We start from the raw sequence: 24,048 nt of genomic DNA, 5'->3' as shown, positions 1-24,048 counted from the left end.
TAAATAAATGCTAGAATTTAAAAACGTCACTAAAAGTTTTAAAGATGGGAATCAAACAATTGAAGCTGTAAAACCTACATCTTTGAAATTTAATAAAAATGAACTGATTGCCATTATCGGACCCTCTGGTTCTGGAAAAAGTACATTCCTAACAATGGCCGGCGCATTACAGACGCCCACATCTGGTGAAATTATCATCAATGATAAACAGGTATCTCAACTTTCGCTGAAAGAATTAGCAAAAACAAGGATGCAAGAAATCGGTTTTATTCTTCAAGCTACGAATCTTGTGCCATTTCTAAATGTAAAACAGCAATTTAAGTTACTACAAAAACAGAAAAAAGATGTGCTAGACGAAGCAAGTTATAACCAACTTGTTAAGCAACTTGATATTGCGGTGCTTGAGAATAAACTCCCAAGTGAAATATCTGGCGGACAAAAGCAACGCGTTGCAATTGCTAAAGCACTTTATACAAAACCATCAATTATTTTAGCTGATGAACCAACCGCTTCATTAGACACGAACAATGCAATGGAAGTAATGAAAATTTTAAAAGAACAAACGATGGAACAAAACAAAACTTGCATCGTTGTTACGCATGATGAACGACTAACTGAGTATTGTGATAGTGTATATCACATGGAAGATGGTATGCTTACGCTCACTCAGGACAACAAAGCATAATAAAATCCCTTCATAGTATTCACATTTAAGTGCATATTTATGAAGGGATATTTTTATTTTAATTAATAATTAAAATCATATAATTAAATTTGTGATTAATATTAAAATAAGACCTACCACAGATAATATAGATTCTAGTAGTGTCCATGTTAAAAATGTTTCTTTCATAGTTAAACCAAAGTATTCTTTGAACATCCAGAAACCTGCATCATTAACATGAGAACAGAAAATACTCCCTGCTCCAATTGCTAATACTACTAAAGAGATATTCACATCTGCTGTTTGTAATAATGGTAATACAATTCCTACTGAAGATATCGCCGCTACAGTCGTGGAGCCTAATGCTGTACGTAATAAAGCAGCAGCTAGCCATGCAAGAACAATTGGTGACATTTCTGTGCCTTTAAATATTTCTGATATCGTGTCGCCAACGCCACCATCAATTAATATTTGTTTGAACGTCCCACCACCACCAATGATAAGTATTAACATAGCAATTGGTGTAATTGCGTTAGACACAGTGTCCATAATTTCCTTCATTGTTTGATTACGTCTAATTCCCATTGTATATATCGCAAACAACACAGCGATAAGCATTGCAGTTACAGAAGTACCAATAAAGTAAATAAAACCTTCTAATCCGTTGGCATTACCATCATCATTACCCGTAATGAGTTGTACCACTGTCGCCAATAACATCAATATAACTGGCGCAAGTGCTGTTAGTAGACTAATACCAAAACTAGGTAATTGATCTTGATCGTATTCCTTCATTTCTCCAACTGCTGCTTGATTTCCTTCTCTTTTAAAAGCTTCTGGTGTCAGCTTATGTGCAATTATAGGAAATGTTCCGCCAACAATAATTGCTAATGGAATTCCAATAATAATTCCATACATTAACACATAACCAATATTTGCATTAACAGCTTCAGAAATCGCTACAGGACCTGGATGAGGTGGTAAAAATCCATGTGTTATAGCAATTGATGTTGCCATTGGTAATCCGACTTTTAAATTTGAGATTTCCATTCTTTTTGCTAATGTAAATACTAATGGAATTAATAATACAAATGCTACTTCTAAAAATAATGAAATACCAATAATGAATGATGCAATAATCATAGCCCAAGTCACATATTTTTTCCCAAACACATTTATAAGTGTGTCCGCAATACGTGTTGCGCCGCCACCATCAGATAACAGTTTTCCTAGAATTGAACCTAACCCAAAGATTATAGCAATATTGCCTAAAGTATCACCCATACCTTTTTCAATAGTTGTGACAATCGTGTCTAAAGGCATACCAAGCAAGATACCCGTTACCATTGAAGTAATGATTAATGCAATAAATGTATTTAATTTAAACCAAATAATTAGCATTAATAATATAAGTACCCCTATTACTACAGCAATTAATGGCCACATTTCTCCCATCATTTTATCTCCCTACTTTCTAATTCTCTTTTATACTACTGTTCATTTTGTATAAATTTGTTAACGTGTTTGTACTACCGATATTTCCCGGGAAAATAACATAAGGCATATTAGAATATTTTGCTTCTTCACCAGTCAGCCACACAGGTACACCCTGTGTTATTTGTCCGATTACTTGTGCTTTTTTAATTTCCAAACCTTTAGTTGCAACATCACTAGAAGTTATTCCGCCTTTTGCAATAATAAACTTTGGTTTTATGCTTAAGCCCCTTACAATTTCTACCAAAGCATTTGAAATGTTTGTAGAAATCCCTAAATTATTTGTTAAATCTTCAGTTTTTATAACATCTCTAGAAGTATACACAACCACATCTTTACTATTTTTAATTAAATCTTCTACTTCTCGAATTCTTTTATCTATATATATGTTTAAATCTGCTTTATTAACTGACTTAACGTCAAATTCAATTGGAGTGATATGCGTGTTATTTAGTAAATGATGTAATTGTAATGATGTTTTCTTCACATGTGATCCAACGATAATCAAACCACCATGGTTATTATTACTAAATTGATTTAGATTAATGATTTCACCTGGAGTCTGACACATCGATTTCACAAAGGACGCTGCTGTTCTAAACATAAATTTCTTATCATCATTCGCTAAAAATGCAGTTAAACAAGAGACAAAATAATCCATATCTTCATCATTTAATGCATCTACCACTACTGCATCAAAGTTTGATACTTCGTGAAATGTTTGTAATATGCTTTCCTTATTTCTTTCTCTTATTTGAGATAGTGTAATATGGTGTACATTTTCAGCTTTAACGTCACCAGAACTCTTCTCTTCTATAAAATCTGCCATCGTTTGGGATTCAAAACCAAATGTAGTATCATTGGCAAATTCACTTTCAGAAACAGGGGTATATTTCCCATCTTCTTTAAGATAATGGACGCCGTTATATGTATACCTCTCACCTTCAAAAAATTCCGGTAAATAAAACACCGCATCAAATGCTTGTTCTGAAGCTTCACTTAAGACCTTAGGTTCTAGGTAAAAGTGACCTCTTAGAGTGGAATCACCCCTACTAATTACAATAAACGGGTAGTCTAAACGTCGAGAAACCAATTCTATATTTCGACTAATCTCCTGATGCAATTTTGTCGTTTCTTGTTCATTCAATGCTCTAGAATTAGTTAATATATAAAACATATGATTCTCTTGCTTAAATCCATCTTCAATTAAATCTTCCGACCAATCTGTATACACAGGTAAGTCTTTAACTGTTTGTGTACCAGTTGGATCATCATCCAAAACTATGATTTTATATTTAAAGTCATCCAACTGCTTATGAATCTCGTCATTGTTTTTTTGGTTAATTAAATCTTCAGTTAGCACTTTCTCACCTCATTTATATATTATTAATTTTTTCAAAATATTTTATAATACCAGAATGATCATTTGCGCCATTCCCTTGGGCTACTTCTGATTTATATATTTCTTTGACTTGGTTTGCTAAAGGTAATGTTAGTCCAACTGTATCTGCTGTTGAACTTACATTCTTCATATCTTTCAGGTTTATATTAAGTGTGCCACCAGGTTGATAATCTTCTTCAATCATCTTAGGAAATTTTGCTTCCATAACATTTGAACCTGCAAGGCCGCCTTTAATTGCCTCATGCATACTTTCTAAGTCAATATCAAATTTTTTCGCAAGTACAACTGCTTCAGAAAGTGCTGCAATATTTGTATTTACTATAATTTGATTCGCCAATTTAACAACACTTCCCGCACCAACATCACCGACTCTTATCACAGATTTTGCAATTGGTTTTAGAACGCTCTGAACGATTTCTAAATCTGATTCATCACAACCAATCATGACTGAGAGTTCACCAGTAATTGCTAATGGCTCACCGCCACTTACAGGTGCGTCTATATATTTAATTTGCTTTTCTTTCAAAACTTTACTTATCTCTAATGACTCATTTGGCGTTAACGAACTTGTATCAACAACTGTCTGAACACTAATATCTGACTGATTTAAAATTGCATCTTTTCCACTGTATAAAACTGCTTTTACAATTTCACCATTAGGTAATGAAGTAATAATGTGATCTACTTCTTGAGCCATTTGTTTTACAGATACTGCTTGTGCCCCCTCATTAATAACTTCTGCTTCTGCTTCTTTATTTAAATCATTAACGAGAACCGTTACATTCTCTTTCAAGTAATTCTTAACCATTGGTTTTCCCATTATACCGAGACCAATAAATCCTATTTTCATAAATTACACCCTCCTGAAAACGTTTACAAACATTATTGTATACTAAAATGATTAAAATGTATACATTTATTCAAAGAATTATTTATAGTACACTTATTATAATGAGGTGAAGAAATTGAACACTAATGAATTAACTGTTTATCAAAAGATTAGAAATGATATTATTTCTGGTGAATTAAAAAAAGATGAAAAGATTACAGAAGCTAAACTTGCTAAGAAGTATGATGTAAGCAGAACACCTATACGCGAGGCTTTGAAACAACTAGAATTAGAATATTTTATTAAAAACTCTTATATTTTCATGCCAACAAGTGAAGAATATAGACAAATTTTTGAAATGCGTATTTTATTAGAAACCTATGCATTAAGAAAAGCAGCAGTAGTATACACAAAAGAAGATTTAGAAGAATTAAATAATTATGCCGAAATAAATATCGATAAAGAATCTGAATCTCAAATTATTGAAACGAATGACAAGTTCCATCAAAAGATTATTGCAGCTACAAATAATCAATTTATACTCGATACGTATCAAAAATATAAAAGTTTTATCTATCTATTTAGTCAAACTGTGATTAATCAACGCCGTCCTGGATTAATCGAAGAACATAAGGAAATTGTTGCGGCACTATTTAACAGAGACATAGATTTAGCTGTTGAATTATTAGAAACACATCTAAAAAATGATTTAGAATTCAGTCTCTATTATTTAGATTTTAAAAAAACTGAATAACATTAAATAGGCATAGATACATAGTAATTCAATGTATCTATGCCTATTTTTATTTCGACTAATTATAGATTTGTAAAACTAATATAATTAAATGAAAACTATGTATTACTTATAATAGTTCACAGTTATTGCTTTTTTTCCACTTTCGACATATATTATAGATAACTAGTATACTTTTTATACTACATTGGTTTATTTCCTTTTAAATAGGTAATGAGTATTAAAACTAGAAATTATCATAATGCGGGGGTACACATATGAATATTGTCGGTCATCATCACATTTCAATGTATACAAAAGATGCTCAAATAAACAAAAACTTCTACACTCAAATATTAGGATTACGCTTGGTTGAAAAATCTGTGAACCAAGATAATCCAACTATGTATCACTTATTTTTCGGTGATGAAATTGGCTCTGTCGGTACGTTACTAAGTTTTTTTGAAATTCCAAATGTAGGTAAGAATCGTCCTGGTACAAATTCTATCCATCGTTTATCACTACTTGTTCCAAATGAAGCTGCACTATCTTATTTCAAGTCACGTCTTACAGATGCTAATATTACGACAACTGATATGACATATTTAAATCAGCCAGCACTATTATTTAAAGATGTCGATAATCTAGAAATCGTATTGCTTGTTAACGATGATTATAAAATCCCCACAACTTGGAGAAAAAATCCTTATACGGATGTTCCTGTACAACATCAAATATTAGGTATGGGACCCGTTGAGCTTAGAGTACGTAAAGCTCAACCAACAATCGATTTTTTAAAAAACGAATTAAATTACGCACTTCGTCAAGACACTGACGAAACAGTTATGACATTAGATCAAGAAGGTTTGTATACTGATTTTGTAGTTATTGAACAACAAGGGGAACGTGCGCGTCCTGGTCAAGGATATGTACATCATATCGCCGTGAACACACCAAAAGATTCAAATTTAGAAGCCGTATTAAATACAATCAATCATAACCCAGGAAATAATAGTGGTATTATAGACCGCTACTTTTTCAAATCTCTTTATTATCGACATAATAGTATTATGTATGAATTTGCAACTGCCTCACCTGGATTCACGGTTGATACAGATATTGAAAACCTAGGAAAACAACTCAATTTGCCAGATTTTATGGAAAACCAAAGAACAGAAATAGAGTCTAAACTACATGATTTATAAAGGATGATACGATATGGCTAAATTAAAAATGAATGAAAACACCCCATTAGAATTTGGTCTTTATTCACTTGGAGACCACTTACTTAATCCTCATAAAGGTGAAAAAGTAAGTTCTGAAAAACGTATACAAGAATTAATCGAAGCGAGTCAATTAGCTGAACAAGCAGGTATCAATGTTTTCGGCGTTGGTGAAAGCCATCAAGAACATTTTACTACACAGGCACACACTGTTATTTTAGGTGCAATCGCACAAGCAACAAATACGATTAAAATCTCTAGTTCATCCTCTATTATTAGTGCAGCTGATCCAGTTAGAGTTTTTGAAGACTTTGCAACACTAGACCTTATTTCTCACGGTCGCGCAGAAATCGTAGCGGGAAGAGCATCACGCACTGGTATATTTGATTTATTTGGTTTAGATTTAAATGACTACGACGAACTTTATGAAGAGAAATTAAATTTACTTTTAGAGCTTAATAAAACAAATAAAATTACTTGGTCTGGTAAGTTCAGACCTGACTTAAATAACATAGAAATTTATCCAAGGCCTGTTGATAATGTGTTACCCATTTGGAGAGCGGTAGGTGGCCCTGCTGCTAGTGCCATCAAGGCTGGTCGTCAAGGTATTCCAATGATGATTACAACTTTAGGTGGTCCAGCAATGGCATTTAAAAATGCTATAGACGAATACCGTTTAACTGCCAAAGAATATGGCTTTGACAATTCTGCAGAAGCATTACCTGTTTCTACAGCAAGTTTATTCTATACTGCTGATACAACCCAAGCAGCTTTACGTGAATTTTACCCTCATATTAATGTCGGTATGTCGTTTATAAGAGGTACTGGTTATCCAAAACAACAATTTGCAAATACACCTGATTATAGAGATGCCCTAATGGTAGGAAGCCCTCAGCAAATCATTGAAAAAATACTTTACCAACATGAACTATATAATCATCAAAGGTTTATGGCCCAAATTGATTTTGGTGGTGTACCTTTCGATAAAATTATGAAAAACATCGAACTTATCGGTAATGAAATTATACCTGGAGTCAAAAAACATCTGAAAAAGTAGGTGACTTAGTATGAAGATCGTAATTCTATCCGGTTCAACTGTCGGTTCAAAAACAAGTACAGCTATGACATATTTAAACGAAGCAATTTCTCATCAAAATGAAGAACATGAAATTCAATTTTTTGATTTAAAAAATTTGAATTTGTCATTTAGTGATGGTCGCAATTATTTAGATTATTCAGGCGATACTTTAGAATTCACTACTACCTTAATGCAAGCCGATATTATTTTTATTGGTTTCCCAATATTCCAAGCTTCAATTCCTGGCACTTTAAAAAACGTATTTGATCTACTTCCTGTTAACGCTTTTAGAGATAAAGTTATCGGAATCATAGCCACGGCCGGTTCGCCTAAGCATTATTTAATTCCTGAAACACAATTAAAACCAATATTAGGTTATATGAAGGCACACATTATTCAAACTTATGTCTTTATAGAAGAACGTGATTTCTCACAAGGTACGATTGTAAATGATGATATCTTATTTAGAATAGATGAATTAGCAACATCAACATTACGCGTCGCCAAAGTGTATTCACAAATAATAGAAGAAGAAAATGACCAGTATGACTTTTAATGTGTGAATTTCACGAATTAAACTTAAGTACGCTAATTTTTAATTATAAAATTGTTGTGTTTTTATAAAAATACGGAGAAACGATAAATATCATCGTCTCTCCGTATTTTTTAATCTTTCATCATTATAATCAATGTGTTATTAATTCAATTTATTGGTAACTAAACCTTTAGCTGTTTCAAAAACTATAATATCTTTTTTTGTGATGAGGTCTTCAGTTAATTGCAATTCAGTTATTTGGTTTGTATCGTACCATTTAACATACATTGTGCGTGTTGTTAAATTGAACACAGTTTGGTAAAGGGTATAATGCAATTCTCCATTTTCATCAAGCACAGCCCCTTTAGGAATACTAATGCCATCTAATAATTTGAAAGCATCTAATACATCATACTCAGGTTTGTCACTGTTTATAAGATAATTTTTTAAAAATGCAGTACGCACGAATCGCTCTGGTGCTGTATAGCCACCTGGCAACCCATAAGTGCCCCCTTCATTTCCTAAGGATTTTAGCGGTTGCCCCATAAATGTACTTTCCTGTGGTTTATGCGGTGTAATATTTGTATAATTTCTTAAATTTTCATAGTGCCAATTTAAATCTGGATTATTCGTTAATACACCGATTGGGTTTTCATTTATGATGACACGACCATCTTGAAAAGTAAGCTCGACAGATCTGCCTGTATCATCAGAAATGTGATAATGCAGTGGTGGAACTTCTGCAATCTCGTTTACTACATGCGCTACCACATTGACTGATTTAGCATTTTCGATTAAATCCTCAATATCTTTATTATAGCCAAGTATCCACGTAATAATTTCGTTTTGGCTAATATTTATAAAGCCTTCTCGTACTTCAGAAGCATACGATGCATAACCTCTAAAGTACTGTACGGAAGCGCCCACGCCGTGTTCATTCACGCCGTCTCCAAACACAAAGCCTGCCATATCACTGCCTGCTCCGATAAAACCATACAACGTCTCACCTTTATATCCAACACGCGATTCCCAATAAAAATGACGTGGTTGTACTGCGGGTTGTCCGTCCAAATGATAGACAAAATCCATTGTTCGTCCTAAAATCGCCTGGTTACTTTTTGATAAGAATGAAAATCCTGTACACATTCATAATCTACTCCTTTACGCTATGCTCAATCTCTATCTATAGTGATTACATTCAGTTTCTTGTTCTTCTCTATATTAGAAAACTTCTTACTATATTAATACTAATTCGCTTGCGTAACCGAGTTAAAATATTAAAAACTAAGTTCTTTTTTAATTCGTAATATATTCGCATCGTTTGCCTGTGCTCAATGAAGTTGGTACATCAATAATGCGTTGATTTAATGAACCTTTATAAGGTAAGTTCGGTTGAAACAAATGATTGATAAAAGGCCCATCTACTAATACATCGATGAGCTCAAGTAATGCCCTTCTCTCAGCAGTATCTTGAACTAAATATTCATATAAAAATCCTGTCCATACCCATAACGATTTGGAATTACCAAAACGTTGTCTCAATACTTGGGCACATTTTAAAGTAATATCTACATTACAGAAAGGTTCGCCACCTAAAATGCTTAAACCTGAAATATAATCTGGTTCGCAATAATTCATAATTTCTTCTAAAATCGAGTCATTAAAACGCTCTCCGTATCTAAAGTTTTGAGCAGCTTTGTTATAGCAATTTTTACAAGCAAAAGGACAACCAGAAACATACATACTGCATCTCACCCCTTCGCCATCAACAAAGCTCTGTGCTTCTATTTTAGCAATGTAACCTTGTCCCTTAGTAATTTCTAAGATTTTCATAATGTCGTATCTTTCAAGTGTTTAACGCGTGCACACATTTCTTTATGACGACCTTCAATTGTCGGGCGTTGTACAGGATTGCCTAAATAACCGCAAGTTCGTTTAACGACATCTACAGTTGTTGGGTCATCATTACTACATTCAGGACATTGATAACCTTTAGCTGTTGTTTTGAAATCTCCTTTAAAATCACATTTACGACAATGGTCGATAGGAATATTCGTCCCTAGATAACTCACCTTGTCATAGGAATAATCCCACACCGCTTCCAAAGCTTTCAAATTATGATTGAGCTTTGGATATTCGCAATAGTGAATATACCCACCGCTTGCATACACAGGATAATCTTTTTCAAAATCAATTTTCTTAAATGGTGTAATATCTTTACGTACATCATAATGGAATGAATTTTGGTAGTAACCTTTATCTGTAATATCAGCAACATCCCCAAATTTTTCTCGATCTAATCTGCAAAATCTATCTGTTAAAGATTCGCTCGGTGTACTATAGATGCTGAACCACACATCGTATTTGTCTGTCCAACGCAGTTGATAAATTTTCATAGCTTTTAAAATAGCTAACGTAAATGCTTTACCTTTGGATTTACTTTCCCAATTCGGACCAAAGAATACTGTAGCCGCTTCATATAAACCGATATAACCCATAGATAATGTTGCACGTTGACCTTTAAATAGGTCCATCACATTATCATTGTCTGTTAAGCGATGCTTAAATGCGCCATTTTTATATAAAATAGGAGCATTATCAGGTGTTGCTTCTGTTATTCGCTCTAAACGATACACTAACGCATCATGCATGATATTCATACGTTCATGGAATAATTTCCAAAATAGTTCTATATCACCATCAGATTCTAATGCAATACGTGGTACATTGAGTGTTACTACTCCAAGATTACATCTACCATTATTTTCATATTCACCTGCTTCATTTTTCCATGCTGGTAAAAATGAACGGCATCCCATCGGCGCTTTGAAATCACCTAGCAATTCCACAGTTTTATCATAATTTAAAATATCTGGGTACATACGCTTTGTAGAACATTCTAAAGCAAGTTGTTTAATGTCATAATTAGGATCTGATTCACTGAAATTCACGCCTTTTTTAATGGAAAATACTAATTTAGGAAAAATTGCGGTAATGCGGTCTTTACCTAAGCCTTTAATACGCGTTTGAAAAATTGCTTGCTGAATCTTACGGCTATATTTATCTATACCGAGTCCAAAACCAAGTGTTACAAATGGCGTCTGTCCATTAGATGTATATAAAGTATTTATTTCATACTCTAAGCTCTCAATAGCATCACCTATATCTTGTGTCACTTGATTATCCACATATGTATCAATATCCGCTGCATTCACAAATTTTTCTGCAACTTTGCGGTGTTTTTGCTCATTAAATTGAGCGTACTTACTTAACAATTCATCTACTCTATCAATCGTGCAACCACCATACTGACTACTCGATACATTCGCAATAATCTGTACTAACTGCGCAGATGCTGTTTGAATCGATTTCGGTGAAGTCACTGTTGCGTTACCTATTTGAAAACCATCTTCTAGCATACTTTCAGCATCAATTAAGCAACAATTCGTTAGCGGTTGAAAAGGATGATAATCTAGATCATGAAAATGAATATCTCCCTGTTTATGTGCTTCAGCCACATGCCTTGGAAGTAAATAGTCCAGTGCATATGATTTAGAAACGACCCCCGCTGTTAAATCCCTCATTGTTGAAAAAGTAGAACTATCTTTATTGGCATTTTCATTAACTACTGTAGGATCTTTAGTAATAAGATTTTTTAAATTCGTTTCAAGTTTATTCATATTATCCCTCTTCACTATATATTGTGTTTTATTTTAATTTATAACACTATATATAGCGATTCAAATATGAACATCTACGTTAACGAATTTGTCATATATTTTTAAACATTTCATGAACTTTAGTTTGTTTTTGCAATAAATGCATTAGCTCATTTATCACTTTAAGCATTTTAGAAATTCTTCATATAATGCTACTGCTTGGCCTTCATTTTCAATACCATACACGTTCATTCTGCCGTCTTTAAATAGCGTTATTTGATAATCTCGATAAGATATCATTTTAGCGAAATGATTACTTTTCATAACTTTCACTGGAAGTAAATCTGTATATTTAAATATTTGAGGAGTAAATCTCAGTAGAAATACATTACCGCACTGTTTTTCAATAGAATTTGGTTGAGCCATGTTGAGATATTCATAATTTCCTTCGTTACAGATAGGGCAGTTACTATTTTTTAATGAATCTATATTGAGTGTTTTATATTGCATCGTAAAGCAATCCATCGTTGTTAATTTTTTAGAAAAACCTTTTCCAGACAGCCACCTTAATAACTCTGAGACTTCCATGCTTGCCACTTGGTGAATCACTGGAGGAAGCACACCATTTATTGCGCAACTTTCCCCTGTAGATGGCGTTGTACTAAGCATACATTTTAAGCATGGCCCCTGATAATCAATGGCATATACTGTGCCCTTACTGCCTACAGCTGCACCATAAATCCATGGCACACCTAATTTATGACAAACTTCATTAATCAAATATCTAATCGCAAAATGATCCATTCCATCTAGAACAATGTCAGGTTGATGTTGACAGAGTAATACTTCAATATTTGTATTTGTAATCTCTTGATATAACGCCTGTACTTGAACTTCACTATTAATTTGTCCAAGGTGCATTTTTAACGCTTCTACTTTAGGCAGCATTTGCGTGGCATCTGCTTCAACATAAGTAGCCTGTCTGTGTAAATTGGATTGTTCTACAATATCCATATCGATAATAGTGAGCTGACCAACACCCATTCGAGTTAACAGCTCTGCACATTGGCTTCCAAGCGCACCTGCGCCCATGATCATGACATGTATCTGTTGCAATTGTGCTTGTCCATATTTACCAAATGCTTCATAACGCATTTGTCGATCATAGCGTTGTGTCATAGGAATCCTATACCTTTAGTAGGGCTCGAAGCTTGTGCTGTGTATTTCACTGGTATTCTTCCCGCTTCATAACTCAACCTACCTGCATTAATACCTAATTTCATTGCTTCGGCCATTTTCACTGGATTTTGTGCACTAGATATTGCCGTATTAAGTAGGATACCATCTGCACCGAGTTCCATTGCATGACAGGCATCTTTAGGAGAACCGATACCCGCATCAACTATGACAGGAACATTTACTTTTTCGATAATATAACGTAAATTCAAAGGATTATTAATACCTCTGCCCGTGCCTATCGGTGATGCGAGTGGCATAATGGCATGCACACCTAAATCTTCTAATCGTTTTGCTAATACCACATCATTAGAAATATAAGGACAAACTGTATAACCTTTATCTAACAAGATTTCACAAGCTTTATACGTTTCTAACGGGTCGGGCAATAATGTTTCATCGTCTCCTATAACTTCTACTTTAATCATGTCACAGACACCTGCATGATTTGCGATTTCAGCTATGCGGACTGCTTCTTCTGCTGATTTTGCACCTGCAGTATTAGGAAAAGTAATGAATTTAGTTAAGTCTACTTTCGCTAATGGATTGGGTAAATTTTTATCGTATAAATTCATTCGACGTACTGCAAAGGTCAAAACCTCTGTCCCGGACGCCTCGATTGCTTCCGTTTGTATCGCTTCACTATCAAATTTCCCTGTACCTAATAATAATCTTGAATTCAACTTAAATTCGCCTATATTGAACATGTTATCCGCCTCCTACAAATTCTAATAATTCCAAACGATCTTCATCCGTAACCTTTTGCTTTGAAAATTGTTCACGCTGAATTAATTGGTCATTATGTTCCACAATCATACGCGTCTCATCCAAATCTAGTTCTTGAATCACTTCCTGAATACTTAATACCTTATCAAAATTAAAGTTGTCACCATTTATAATGCACTTCATTGGTCTTACCCCTTTCACTTATAAAATCTGCAAATTGTTCCGGCTTACGATCATACTGAATCCAATTGCTCATCCATTTTCCAACGTAAGGTGATAATAAAATGCCATTGCGATAATGTCCTGAAATAATAAATAAATGCTTAGCTACTTCATCCATAATGGGTTTTTCACCTGAGGTATAAGGTCTAACACCTGACCATTGATTGATTAATTTACCTGCTCTTAATTTAGGAATATGCGTCGTAGCCTGTTGTAACAACCATTTTTTCCCTAATTGCGAGACGCCTACTGAATAATCATCAAAGTAACTTGTAGCGCCGATTAAATAACGATTTTTCATTTTCGGAACAACGTAACAACCATTTGTAGTAAATAACGTTGTTTCTAAAGACAGATTGGGATGCTCTACAAGTAACACTTCACCTTTAACTCCTGTAACACTACTGTTTGGCATGTAGCGGCGCAATAATTTCCCACTCCAAGCTCCTCCAGCGACCACTACCTTTTCTGCAGTTAACACATCTGTATGGGTTACCACACGATAGCCTGGATTTAATGGTGTTATTTCACTAACTTCTGTGTTGTAAATACGGTGAATGCCCCGTTGTTCTAACGATTTTAATAATGCTTTCGTGTATTTATTGGCATTGATTTGATTATCATTCGGTATATACATCGCGGATAAATTGTCTGATATTACGTTGCCATTCGTTCTTTGTTTCAGTGACTTTGCAGGCAATAATTCCACAGCTCGGTTGTATTGATGCAGAAATTTGTATTGCTTTTCAACACTTGGGTTATCATCAATACTACTTGCGAGTTTAATTAAACCACTATCCAGATATTCAATATCTAGGCCTACTTCATCTAGCAAACTATCCCTCAGTGGCTCGAACATTTCTTGAGCCTCTCGCGCTATATGAAACAAATCACTGTCTTCAGTAAATTCATTTTGAGCACCAAGCATTCCTCCAGCTTTAAATGAAGCATGTTTCCCTGGTATATCACGATCTATCACAGCAATTTTGATATCTGATTTACTTAATTCTCTTGCGATTGACATACCCATTACACCGGAGCCAATGATTATGACATCATACATACGTCTTCCAAGCCTCCTTCAGCTGTTTGATTTCATTTATGTTTTGTTGCGCAAAAATGGAAATCCCTGCAATGCCTTTGAATCCATTAGGTAGCTCTTTTAAAGTTTGTGTATTGATACCACCTAACGCGATAATTGGGATATTGAATTTTAACGCTTTATTTATTTCATTTTCTGTTCTTGGATGTTGATTCGGTTTAGAACTGGTTTTAAAAATATGTCCATATAAGACAAAAGCTAACTGTAATGCTTCTGCTTGCGCTATATGTTTTGTGTCGTGTGTAGACATACTGACTTGGATGTCAGGATGATTATATTTAAAATCCGCTATGCGTTCATCTTTTTCTTTAAAATGAATCGCACGTAACTTGCATCGTGTTAATACAGTTAAATTGTCATGAATAATTATTTTACTTTTAGGAAAGCCGGATTGGCTAAGCAAATTAACCCAATCAATCAATTCAGTCGTCTCCATTGGTGTTCTGATAATTAAATAGTCTATAAACTGCGCTATATTGATATACTGCTTAATGTCTACTGAATTTAAATACTTATACTGTGTAATTGCTATAAACAATGTTTTCACTCCAAATAAAAAACGTCATTTTTCTGGTAAGAAAAATGACGTTGGATTAACGAATTCGCATGTTTATAACGCCACTTTCCTACGCCAGTACAAACTGGATCAGGTTCAAGGAATTCCCAAGTTACTACTTCGGTCTCAGCCTTATGCAAGGCACTTCCAGTGGTTATTTAAGCTATTTAATTTTTTATAATAATTATTAAATATGTGTTGAAGAATTATTACATACAACTTAACCTATTCCATTGATTATTTCAAGTGGTATTATAATTTAAGTTGATTTCTAAGTGTTAAAGTCGATACTATTACTTATTTTTAAATAATTCAACTCGTAACTATGTTTTAGCTTTAGAAATTTTAAGTAAACCAGCTGTAAGACTTTGAGTTTGTCGATATACACTTTGATATAAATCAAAATACAGCATATATTGTTTGTGCTTCTCACTATCTGGTTTAAAAGATTTTTCATAACGTATAAATTGCTTTGTAGCCGCTTCGATACTTTCATACCATCCTAGACCATATACAGCCAAGATTGCTGCACCCATACAAGGTCCTTCTTCATATTTCAATTTACTAATTTCAGTATTAAATATATCCGCTTGTAATTGCAACCAAAAGTCGCTTTTTGCAGCGCCACCGATAGACACGATATGTTGAATATCTTTACCACAATCGCGTAAATACTTTATCGACTCAAATAAAGAAAAGGTTATACCTTCAATAACTGCCCGTGCCATGTCCCCTCTACTGTGTAAGGCGCTTAAACCTATAAAGCTCCCTCTAATGTTGGAGTCCCCATGTGGCGTACGTTCTCCCGATAAATAGGGTGTGAATAATAATCCATTACTGCCAACCTGTGATTGGCTTGCCATAGTAATAATTTCATCATAGCTTAAATGTCCTAATATATTTCGGCGTAACCACTGCAAACTGTCTCCTGCAGCAAGTGTCACGCCCATAACATAAGACATATCTTCTAATGCATGATTAAAGTAATGCATATTTCGGCGATATTCCGTATGTTTTTCACTTTCACATGATAAAACCACGCCTGAAGTGCCAATACTGCAGAGTGTTTCATTCGTATTAATCATTCCCGCACCAAGCGCTCCACATGCATTATCACCACCACCTGCTATAACAGCCACTTGCGCATTTAGTCCGAGTTCTTTTGCTATCTTGTCATCCATATAGCCTACTAATTTATGTGAAGCTACAAGTTCAGGGTAAATATTATGAATACCAAATTGTTTACCAATATTTTCATCCCAAGCTTTGCACTTATGATCAAATAATAATGTACTCGAGGCATCTGAATATTCCATATTTAACTTGCCAGTTAATTTGAATCGAACATAATCCTTAGGTAATAAAAATACTTTAGTATTGCGCCAATGTTCAGGTTCATTTTCCTTTATCCATAATAATTTCGTAAGTGTAAAACCTTCTAATACAGGATTATCTAACACATAATCACCTAGTTTTTCTTTAATAACTTCACATTGAGGTGTAGTCCTTGTATCGTTCCAAAGAATGGCATTTCTTAGGGGTTCTTCATTATCTTCCAATATCACCAAACTATGCATTTGTCCTGAAAGTGATAGTCCACTAATATGTATATGCTTAACTTCATCTGTCACCATTAATCGCTTAATACATCGTTTAGTTGCTTCAAACCACGCTTCTGGATGTTGCTCATTAAACCCATTTTGTGGCTGTATGATATCTAGAGATTCGCTTGCACTCTGTAAAACTTTACCTTGTCTATTTACTGCTATTACTTTAACGGAGCTTGTTCCAATATCGATACCTAACACTGCATCAGTCAATTTAATCGGTCCTTTATAAATAGATTTTAAATTTTTATTTCGTAATATGTGATATACGACCTATTTATAACACGTTCGATAAAAAAATCAAAATTCTAAAAAAAAAGGGAACGGAACAGAAATCAAAATTTGATTTCGTATTCAGGACCCCAAATGTTGACTAGATATTTAAAATAGAATTCTAGAAAAATAGATGACGATGACTACTGTTACTGCACTTAGTAATGTTGATAAGAAGACCAATTGTGCAGCAAGTTCTGGATGGTTATCATATTCTTGTGCAATAACTGAACTATTTACCGATGTTGGCATAGCAGAAGCAATAAATAACGTTTGTGCAATCACGCCTTCTAAACCAAGTAACTTAATAATCACTAAAGCAATGAGTGGGCCAATAACTAATCTCACAAATATATAAATATAAGAAATTGACCATTTAAAGCTGAATTTAATATTTGCAATTTGAGCACCTAGCAATAATAACGCAACAGCAATCATTGCATCCGCTACGTAATTTGCTGGCGTCCAAATAAATTCTGGGATTGGCACATTATTATAATTTAAAATAATAGCTAACACCAAAGCGTATAAAACTGGCATTTTAAAATATCCAAGTAGCGCCTTTAATTTCCCAATTTGCAATGACTGAATCGCAAAAATCCCGTATGAAAAAGTGAATATATTTTGTAATGACAACACAATAACCTGCACAGACATAGCCAATGGATCGCCCTTAAAAACTAAATCATTAACTGGAACGCCGTAATTACCTGAATTGAAAAACAGAATACTATTCGTCAGCGTTGTAGCTTCCCCTTTATCTGTTTTACGAATAGTAGACAACAGTTTACCAATGACATATAGGACAATCATATACAAAATAAAGAAAATAACTATGTAAAATAAAAGCTTTATAGCAAAGTCTGTTTTATAAAACTTCACAAATATAAACCCTGGAACAAACACATATATATTTAATTTAGCTAGTGTTTTTAAATCTAAAGTGAATTTCTTTTGTAAAATAAATCCTAAAAAAATCATGATAAAAATAGGTAAAAGTACAGTTTGTAAAATATACAACATTTCACTCATTATATGCCCCCTTTGTTCAAAATCATATATGAATTAGACTTATATAAATTAATTATTATAGTTTATCATAGCAGAATATTAATTAATTTACCGTTTGTCTGACTAATAAAATCTTTTTTCACCCTTACATTTACGTAAAAAAATAAAACAACAAATTGTTTCACGTTAAACAATCCGTTGTTTTATAAATATTTTATGTATGGAATTTCATTTTTAGGCTTCTGAAATCCAGGCTCTTTTTAACTTGGTCATCTGGAATTTTGAATAGCTAAAACGCTATAATTTCCACATATTGAGTCGAGAATTAGACTTCCACTAGTCTTCCTTCACTCAGAGGTAAGCCTAACCTTCAACTAAATTGCTGATTTCACGAAGAAATTAGCTCTATTTTGTAATTAAGCATTCTAAGATTAGTGTTTCTTTCCAATACTTAATATATTATTTTTTGCGATTTCTTTTTTTCTCTTCTAATACTGACATCACTATAAATCCAACTACCAAAATAGGTAATAGCATTCCAATTACCATCATCATATTTTTCACCCCATTTTAATATCAGAAAATAGCCCTGATAACAATTAATTTAATTGAATAGCTCTTTATTAAAATATAACATATTTTTTACGATTTTATGAATGTGAATATGACTATAATATGTCTATTGTATTTGTAATTTGAAAAACCAGATTCCCAATCATCTGGAAACCTAGTTTGTTTTGGTTTATTTAATTGTCGCGTTTAATTAGTATTTATATGGATCATTATGATCTTGTTTCGGTTTTCCATCTAAATCATCAAAGTCTTTTAAATCTTGATCTTGATTAGAGTTAGATCTTTCATATGGCTCATTCACTGCATCTTGCTTATTGTCATTATACATTTCACCATGAATCGGTTGTTTTGGTTTTCTTACTAATAACATAACACCTGCAACAATCCATAATACCGCATTTATCCAGTTTCCTAAGAATGAAATGACACCTACTAGAATAAGTAAGATTCCTGCTACCTTAGCTTTTTTATTTATTAGAATAGCTCCAATGATTGCAATGATTAAAATTACTATAGATAAAACCAAACCTGCTGTTAATAAACTACTCAACATACCGAAGATATTTGTACCATCTTCATATGAGAAGCTTGGATCATCCGCCATCATTTGTTGAATGACTGTTTCTTTCACCTCATTGTTACCTATCATTGGTATGAAAACTGCGATAAGTACTACACCAATTAATTGCAATGCAATACCTATCCATGTGAGTACGCGTTCAGTTGTTCTTTTTATCATAATCGTGCGCCTCCTATTTCTATTTATTCGCTTCAATTACAATGCTAATTATACTAATTGTTAATATTTAAGTCTATTCATTCTAAACAAAATATGTTTGAAATAATTAATAATATAATAACAAAAAAAGCTCGCATTGTATGCGAGTCTTTTTTGTCAGTTTTTATGTGCTTTAAATGCGTCATTAAGTCGCGCCAATTGGTCTACAAACTCATGTACTTCATCTGTTGTGAATTTGTCACCTATACGTTCTTTAACAGCTTCAATCATAACTGAATTTGCCTTTTTTAAAAAAGTCTCCCCTTCTGTACTGAGTTTAACTAATTTAATACGTTTATTATCTGTATAGGCTCTTTCAACGTAGCCCATTTCTTCTAATTTAACGATACGTTTAGAAGCTGCCGTTTTAAATATATTTTGCAACATTGCAAGTTCATTAATCGTCACTTTACCTTCAGTTTGTATTATTCTCATTGCTTCAATTTGTTCTCTTGATAGAAAATTACCTAAACCTGTTTCCTTAATCATTTCTACAATTTCTTTATTTAAATGCAACATAACAAACTGAAATTTGGTAATGGCCTCTTCTATCGTTTGATTGATGTTTTCATTTTCCATACTTTTCACCCCTATGTTGCTTTAGCTTTATTTAAATTCCACTGAAAACGGAACTTTTTCTCTCTTGTTAAACCATAATAGTACTAAGAATTGTAATAATATCATTCCAACAATAATAGCACTTAATAGTATTACAATGAAACTAAAGCTAAAGTGGCCAGCATTGGTAAAGATTGCTTCTCTATATCCTTGAATCGCATAGGACATTGGAGAAAATGGATGAATCCATCTAAAGAAACTGTCTGAAAGTTCAATTGGGAACATACCTTCACTTGAACTCAATTGTAATATGAGTAATAACATGGATAAGAATAATCCAATTCTATCCAAGAATAACGCTAAGAATGACGTAATTGTTATTGCAGCAATAGCCCATAAGAAGCTCACTAATAGGAAATGGCCTACGTTGTCAATCGACATGTTGAATGCAAATATAACCCAGCTACTCATAAACAATGCTGATAAACTACCTTGTAGTAGATAAAGTAATAACTTACCAAGCGCTTGTTTAGTTGAGGAAACACCTTTGTTTAATGTTTTTCTCAATGGATAAATCGCACTAAATGACACTGCTCCAACAAATAAACTTACACTCGCCATATAAGGTACAATTGTTTCGCCATAATTGCTAGCCTCAGTAGGGTTATTTTCATTTGTTTTTGTCACATTATTTAATGCTTTTTCATTGTCATCTTCAAGTGAAACATCTTGCTGACTCGTGATTGCTTCATCTAACTTAGCTTGTAATTGATTATTATTTTCCTGTAATTGATTTAAACCATCAGTAACTTGGTCATTACCTGATAATAATTGCTGTGCAGGTTGACCTACGGCTGGGACTAATTGTTGTAAGCCATCACTGACTTGCTGATTACCATCAATTAATTGTGACTCTGCATTAGACATTTCGCCAAGTGCGTCAGATGTATCTTGATAACCATCTTGTGATTTTTTCGTACTCTCAAATATTTCAGTTAAGTAATTTTCACGAATGTCATCTTTAATTGTGTCTGTTACTGTATCAATTGCTTTCTGAGCAGTTTGACTACCCGTGTAACTTGATCCCGGATTAACTTGCGTTTCTAAATTAATTTTTTTAGGATTTTCATCTAATAATGTCGTTGCATTTTTAGATGCATCTTTAGGTACAATAATTGTTCCGACACTATTACCTTTTTCCAATTCATGTGCAGCTTTTTTCTCGGAAACTGCTTGGAATTTAAAATCCTCATTATCTTTTAATTCATCTACCAAATCATCGCCAATTGTTATTTTTTCACCATTTAATTTGGCTGATTCGTCTTGATTTACAATAGATATTTCCAATTGATCTGTCTTATCATAAGGGTCCCAAATTGAGCCTACAAATAGTGCCACATAAATTAGAGGGATAAGCGCTATGGCTATAAGAGATACAATCAACATTTTATTTCTAAATATAAATTTAAATTCATTAAACATTTACTATCTACCTTTCTTTTTTTGAAAATGTACACCCCATGTACTATTAGTTTGAAAATAATCCCAAACGCTATAAACATTACGTTATGGAGCGTGTTAATCCTTGAATTCGTCCATTTTTTTAATATGTGGCGTGTTTTTATTTATACAGTACACCCCATGTACATTTTTATATAATACGCTCTTGAAAATAACTTGTCAATCATAAAATATTAGCGAAATCTAAAAATATCTCTATGGTAACTTAGCTCAGTTTAATAGAAGTACATATTGATATTTCTAGGTTGCGTTTTATTCTAAAAAATATATAAATTTGATAAATTAATTGCATTCATCATACATAATTTGTTCATAAAATATGTATTTATATATATTGACCACCCCTTATATATTCATTATATTAAATATAATATTAACCTTAAACGTGTTATTTATAGATTAATACTAGTTAAGTAAACTTAATTTTATCTTTTATTCTCAATATCATGAAACCTGATATTTTTATTATACAAAGGGAGGTAGTAATTATGCTTGAAATAGATAATCTTTATAAACGCTTTAAAGATTCTGAATTTAATGTGCTTGATGGTGTTTCTTTAACGATTAATAAAGGCGATATTATTGGATTAATCGGTAAAAATGGCGCTGGTAAGACTACATTAATGAAAATTATTGCTAAGTCTAAAAAACCAACTTCAGGATCTATCACTTTAAATGGTATAGATATTTTTAAAAATAATAACGTTATGAAAAACGTAGGCATTATGATTGATACAGTTTATTTCAAACACTTTTCCGCTAAAAAAAATTTGATTTACTACTTAAAAGTAAATAATAAGGAAAAATATCTTGATAATATCGATAATGTTCTAGAACTTGTTGGACTTGCACATACTAAAAATAAAAAAGTGAAAGACTTTTCCTTTGGTATGAAACAAAGGTTATCTTTGGCGATGTGTTTACTAGATGAACCTGAATTAGCAATTATGGATGAGCCATTTGTTGGTCTCGATCCTGACGGTGTTAAAACGCTCATTAGCGCTTTAAGAACATGGGTGGAAGAAAGAAACATTGCGCTTCTTATTTCAAGTCACCAGTTAAATGAATTATCCGAGGTTTGTGATAAATTCGTGATTATAAAAAATGGCAAACTTCATCATATTGATTACAACAAAGACCAAGCTTTAAAAATTGTAGTTAAGGAACAAATTTATCCTGAGCATAGACAAGAATTATTAGACCTATTTACAACAATCAAAAATATTTCTATGAATGAAATTTCTATTGAAATCGATTCTGCGGAGTATAACGATATTATGAAATATGTAGTTAATCATTACACATTAATAAATACAGTCAGCCAACAAGATAATTTATATCACCATTATGATGAATTTGAAAGGCAGTGAGAAAATGCTTACTAAACATATATTTTGTAATATATCCACTCGCAATTCAGCTTTAATTTTTTACTTAATTGCACTTTATCCATTTTTATATTTAATTACACTCATCCTCCCTACTAACTTTATGCAAATTAATGGAGAAACAAATGGACTCACCGGACTAGATTTCTATTATGGCGTTTTAGCTGCTCAATCACAATTTGCTGTACCATTAATTTTAGTTACATATTTTATTAGTTTTCTTTTTTATGAAGAATATGAATCTGGTCGTTTAATTTTTTATAAAGATATTAGCCGTACATATCTCTATAACTCTAAAATAGCTGCTTTATTATCTATGTATGTTATTTATTTCATCCTATTGTTCATTGCTTCTCAAGTTTTATATTTTACATACATTATTAAATTCAATTATGCTTCGGGAGATTTTTTATCATCTTCTGCGAGTATTAACTACAGTGATATTTTAGGCATTATAGGTATCTATGGGATTACATTAATAGCTGTTTTCTTTGGAATCATGTTATCTATGAAACTCTCAACTGGTTTTAACATACTTGGCGTGGTGATATTATTAATGATAATGTCTGCTGCCCCGCTCATTCATGGATTTAAATACTTCTTTCCTAACAGCTATGAAGAAGCAAATAATATCAATGAATTCTTTACTAAACTCGTAATTATTATTTTAATAACACTCGTTTACTCTATCGTATGTTATCTCGCAGGTTTAAAACTGTTCAAACGCTTAGAATATTAACTTAAAACATCACAATGAATAATTGGTTATAATATATTTTTAAGAATGACAGTGATTTGAGCCGGCTCAAAGTACTAGCTGGATACTACAAGACTGTGCCCGTGGAAAGCGTGCATATAATGATTGCCAACAAAGTCGGAG

General features: G+C 32.9%; 23 protein-coding genes and 1 riboswitch. Of the genes, 7 read left to right on the top strand and 16 right to left on the bottom strand.

The window, feature by feature from the left end:
• The first annotated feature begins 7 nt into the window (after positions 1-7).
• Positions 8-685 (top strand): ABC transporter ATP-binding protein, encoded by a 678-nt coding sequence (locus AST02_RS12975; RefSeq protein WP_069818127.1) that lies wholly within the window; start codon positions 8-10, stop codon positions 683-685.
• 75 nt (positions 686-760) lie between these two features.
• Here AST02_RS12975 and AST02_RS12970 read toward each other — a convergent pair whose 3' ends face one another.
• The 3 genes from AST02_RS12970 to AST02_RS12960 are packed head-to-tail and all read right to left on the bottom strand — an operon-like array spanning position 761 to position 4,410.
• Entirely contained in the window at positions 761-2,122 is a 1,362-nt protein-coding gene (locus AST02_RS12970) for a gluconate:H+ symporter (RefSeq protein WP_069818126.1), read from the bottom strand.
• Positions 2,123-2,138: 16 nt separating this feature from the next.
• Positions 2,139-3,521, bottom strand: coding sequence for a four-carbon acid sugar kinase family protein (locus tag AST02_RS12965; protein WP_069818125.1), 1,383 nt, complete (start codon positions 3,519-3,521; stop codon positions 2,139-2,141).
• Positions 3,522-3,534: 13 nt separating this feature from the next.
• Positions 3,535-4,410: an NAD(P)-binding domain-containing protein gene (locus tag AST02_RS12960; protein WP_069818124.1), complete on the bottom strand. Its 876-nt coding sequence runs from the start codon at positions 4,408-4,410 to the stop codon at positions 3,535-3,537.
• A 115-nt stretch (positions 4,411-4,525) separates the two neighbouring features.
• Between AST02_RS12960 and AST02_RS12955 the strand changes: the two genes are divergently transcribed.
• From AST02_RS12955 to AST02_RS12940, 4 genes are all read left to right on the top strand, one after another.
• Complete coding sequence (locus AST02_RS12955; RefSeq protein ID WP_069818123.1) at positions 4,526-5,143, top strand: GntR family transcriptional regulator; 618 nt, start codon at positions 4,526-4,528, stop codon at positions 5,141-5,143.
• A gap of 257 nt (positions 5,144-5,400) precedes the next feature.
• On the top strand, positions 5,401-6,327 hold the full coding sequence (locus tag AST02_RS12950) for a VOC family protein (protein ID WP_069818122.1): 927 nt from the start codon (positions 5,401-5,403) through the stop codon (positions 6,325-6,327).
• 13 nt (positions 6,328-6,340) lie between these two features.
• On the top strand, positions 6,341-7,402 hold the full coding sequence (locus AST02_RS12945; RefSeq protein WP_069818121.1) for an LLM class flavin-dependent oxidoreductase: 1,062 nt from the start codon (positions 6,341-6,343) through the stop codon (positions 7,400-7,402).
• 10 nt (positions 7,403-7,412) lie between these two features.
• Positions 7,413-7,979, top strand: a complete 567-nt coding sequence (locus AST02_RS12940; RefSeq protein WP_069818120.1) for an NADPH-dependent FMN reductase — start codon at positions 7,413-7,415, stop codon at positions 7,977-7,979.
• 141 nt (positions 7,980-8,120) lie between these two features.
• Here AST02_RS12940 and AST02_RS12935 read toward each other — a convergent pair whose 3' ends face one another.
• The 13 genes from AST02_RS12935 to AST02_RS12875 form a co-directional block, all read right to left on the bottom strand.
• Positions 8,121-9,104 (bottom strand): choloylglycine hydrolase family protein, encoded by a 984-nt coding sequence (locus AST02_RS12935; RefSeq protein WP_069818119.1) that lies wholly within the window; start codon positions 9,102-9,104, stop codon positions 8,121-8,123.
• Between the two features lie 150 nt (positions 9,105-9,254).
• Positions 9,255-9,791: an anaerobic ribonucleoside-triphosphate reductase activating protein gene (nrdG, locus tag AST02_RS12930; RefSeq protein ID WP_069818118.1), complete on the bottom strand. Its 537-nt coding sequence runs from the start codon at positions 9,789-9,791 to the stop codon at positions 9,255-9,257.
• Positions 9,788-11,653: an anaerobic ribonucleoside-triphosphate reductase gene (nrdD, locus tag AST02_RS12925; protein ID WP_256092407.1), complete on the bottom strand. Its 1,866-nt coding sequence runs from the start codon at positions 11,651-11,653 to the stop codon at positions 9,788-9,790. The genes nrdG and nrdD overlap by 4 nt, the downstream gene beginning before the upstream one ends.
• A gap of 141 nt (positions 11,654-11,794) precedes the next feature.
• Positions 11,795-12,796 (bottom strand): ThiF family adenylyltransferase, encoded by a 1,002-nt coding sequence (locus AST02_RS12920; RefSeq protein ID WP_069818116.1) that lies wholly within the window; start codon positions 12,794-12,796, stop codon positions 11,795-11,797.
• The gene (locus tag AST02_RS12915) at positions 12,793-13,560 is read right to left on the bottom strand and encodes a thiazole synthase (protein WP_069818115.1); all 768 of its coding nucleotides are present in this window, start codon (positions 13,558-13,560) and stop codon (positions 12,793-12,795) included. The genes AST02_RS12920 and AST02_RS12915 overlap by 4 nt, the downstream gene beginning before the upstream one ends.
• 1 nt (position 13,561) lies before the next feature.
• Positions 13,562-13,762, bottom strand: coding sequence for a sulfur carrier protein ThiS (thiS, locus tag AST02_RS12910; RefSeq protein WP_069818114.1), 201 nt, complete (start codon positions 13,760-13,762; stop codon positions 13,562-13,564).
• Entirely contained in the window at positions 13,740-14,864 is a 1,125-nt protein-coding gene (locus AST02_RS12905) for an NAD(P)/FAD-dependent oxidoreductase (protein WP_069818113.1), read from the bottom strand. Before AST02_RS12905 ends, thiS begins: the two co-directional genes overlap by 23 nt.
• On the bottom strand, positions 14,857-15,450 hold the full coding sequence (locus AST02_RS12900; protein ID WP_256092406.1) for a thiamine phosphate synthase: 594 nt from the start codon (positions 15,448-15,450) through the stop codon (positions 14,857-14,859). The genes AST02_RS12905 and AST02_RS12900 overlap by 8 nt, the downstream gene beginning before the upstream one ends.
• Before the next feature lie 59 nt (positions 15,451-15,509).
• Positions 15,510-15,618: riboswitch (TPP riboswitch) on the bottom strand.
• Positions 15,619-15,782: 164 nt separating this feature from the next.
• Positions 15,783-17,279, bottom strand: a complete 1,497-nt coding sequence (xylB, locus tag AST02_RS12895; RefSeq protein ID WP_069818111.1) for a xylulokinase — start codon at positions 17,277-17,279, stop codon at positions 15,783-15,785.
• A gap of 168 nt (positions 17,280-17,447) precedes the next feature.
• Positions 17,448-18,371 (bottom strand): AEC family transporter, encoded by a 924-nt coding sequence (locus AST02_RS12890; protein WP_069818110.1) that lies wholly within the window; start codon positions 18,369-18,371, stop codon positions 17,448-17,450.
• Between the two features lie 742 nt (positions 18,372-19,113).
• Positions 19,114-19,662 (bottom strand): DUF4064 domain-containing protein, encoded by a 549-nt coding sequence (locus AST02_RS12885; RefSeq protein WP_069818109.1) that lies wholly within the window; start codon positions 19,660-19,662, stop codon positions 19,114-19,116.
• 156 nt (positions 19,663-19,818) lie between these two features.
• A complete protein-coding gene (locus AST02_RS12880) occupies positions 19,819-20,280 on the bottom strand; it encodes a MarR family winged helix-turn-helix transcriptional regulator (protein WP_069818108.1) in 462 nt (153 codons plus the stop codon).
• Positions 20,281-20,307: 27 nt separating this feature from the next.
• Positions 20,308-21,741, bottom strand: a complete 1,434-nt coding sequence (locus AST02_RS12875; protein WP_069818107.1) for a YhgE/Pip family protein — start codon at positions 21,739-21,741, stop codon at positions 20,308-20,310.
• Between the two features lie 527 nt (positions 21,742-22,268).
• Between AST02_RS12875 and AST02_RS12870 the strand changes: the two genes are divergently transcribed.
• Positions 22,269-23,150, top strand: coding sequence for an ABC transporter ATP-binding protein (locus tag AST02_RS12870; RefSeq protein ID WP_069818106.1), 882 nt, complete (start codon positions 22,269-22,271; stop codon positions 23,148-23,150).
• A gap of 4 nt (positions 23,151-23,154) precedes the next feature.
• The gene (locus tag AST02_RS12865) at positions 23,155-23,907 is read left to right on the top strand and encodes an amino acid transporter (RefSeq protein ID WP_069818105.1); all 753 of its coding nucleotides are present in this window, start codon (positions 23,155-23,157) and stop codon (positions 23,905-23,907) included.
• Positions 23,908-24,048 lie beyond the last annotated feature (141 nt).

Origin of the sequence: Staphylococcus equorum (assembly GCF_001747895.1) — a bacterium.
GTDB classification, from domain to species: Bacteria; Bacillota; Bacilli; order Staphylococcales; family Staphylococcaceae; genus Staphylococcus; species Staphylococcus equorum_A.
Note: the sequence above shows the minus strand (reverse complement) of the source record. Positions and strands in the feature narration are given on the sequence as shown.

Coding starts and splice junctions, on each gene's coding strand:
- AST02_RS12975 (WP_069818127.1), top strand. CDS start 8: ATGCTAGAATTTAAAAACGTCACTAAAAGTTTTAAAGATGGGAATCAA.
- AST02_RS12970 (WP_069818126.1), bottom strand. CDS start 2,122: ATGATGGGAGAAATGTGGCCATTAATTGCTGTAGTAATAGGGGTACTT.
- AST02_RS12960 (WP_069818124.1), bottom strand. CDS start 4,410: ATGAAAATAGGATTTATTGGTCTCGGTATAATGGGAAAACCAATGGTT.
- AST02_RS12950 (WP_069818122.1), top strand. CDS start 5,401: ATGAATATTGTCGGTCATCATCACATTTCAATGTATACAAAAGATGCT.
- AST02_RS12945 (WP_069818121.1), top strand. CDS start 6,341: ATGGCTAAATTAAAAATGAATGAAAACACCCCATTAGAATTTGGTCTT.
- AST02_RS12940 (WP_069818120.1), top strand. CDS start 7,413: ATGAAGATCGTAATTCTATCCGGTTCAACTGTCGGTTCAAAAACAAGT.
- AST02_RS12935 (WP_069818119.1), bottom strand. CDS start 9,104: ATGTGTACAGGATTTTCATTCTTATCAAAAAGTAACCAGGCGATTTTA.
- nrdG (WP_069818118.1), bottom strand. CDS start 9,791: ATGAAAATCTTAGAAATTACTAAGGGACAAGGTTACATTGCTAAAATA.
- AST02_RS12920 (WP_069818116.1), bottom strand. CDS start 12,796: ATGACACAACGCTATGATCGACAAATGCGTTATGAAGCATTTGGTAAA.
- AST02_RS12915 (WP_069818115.1), bottom strand. CDS start 13,560: ATGTTCAATATAGGCGAATTTAAGTTGAATTCAAGATTATTATTAGGT.
- thiS (WP_069818114.1), bottom strand. CDS start 13,762: ATGAAGTGCATTATAAATGGTGACAACTTTAATTTTGATAAGGTATTA.
- AST02_RS12905 (WP_069818113.1), bottom strand. CDS start 14,864: ATGTATGATGTCATAATCATTGGCTCCGGTGTAATGGGTATGTCAATC.
- AST02_RS12890 (WP_069818110.1), bottom strand. CDS start 18,371: ATGAGTGAAATGTTGTATATTTTACAAACTGTACTTTTACCTATTTTT.
- AST02_RS12885 (WP_069818109.1), bottom strand. CDS start 19,662: ATGATAAAAAGAACAACTGAACGCGTACTCACATGGATAGGTATTGCA.
- AST02_RS12880 (WP_069818108.1), bottom strand. CDS start 20,280: ATGGAAAATGAAAACATCAATCAAACGATAGAAGAGGCCATTACCAAA.
- AST02_RS12875 (WP_069818107.1), bottom strand. CDS start 21,741: ATGTTTAATGAATTTAAATTTATATTTAGAAATAAAATGTTGATTGTA.
- AST02_RS12870 (WP_069818106.1), top strand. CDS start 22,269: ATGCTTGAAATAGATAATCTTTATAAACGCTTTAAAGATTCTGAATTT.
- AST02_RS12865 (WP_069818105.1), top strand. CDS start 23,155: ATGCTTACTAAACATATATTTTGTAATATATCCACTCGCAATTCAGCT.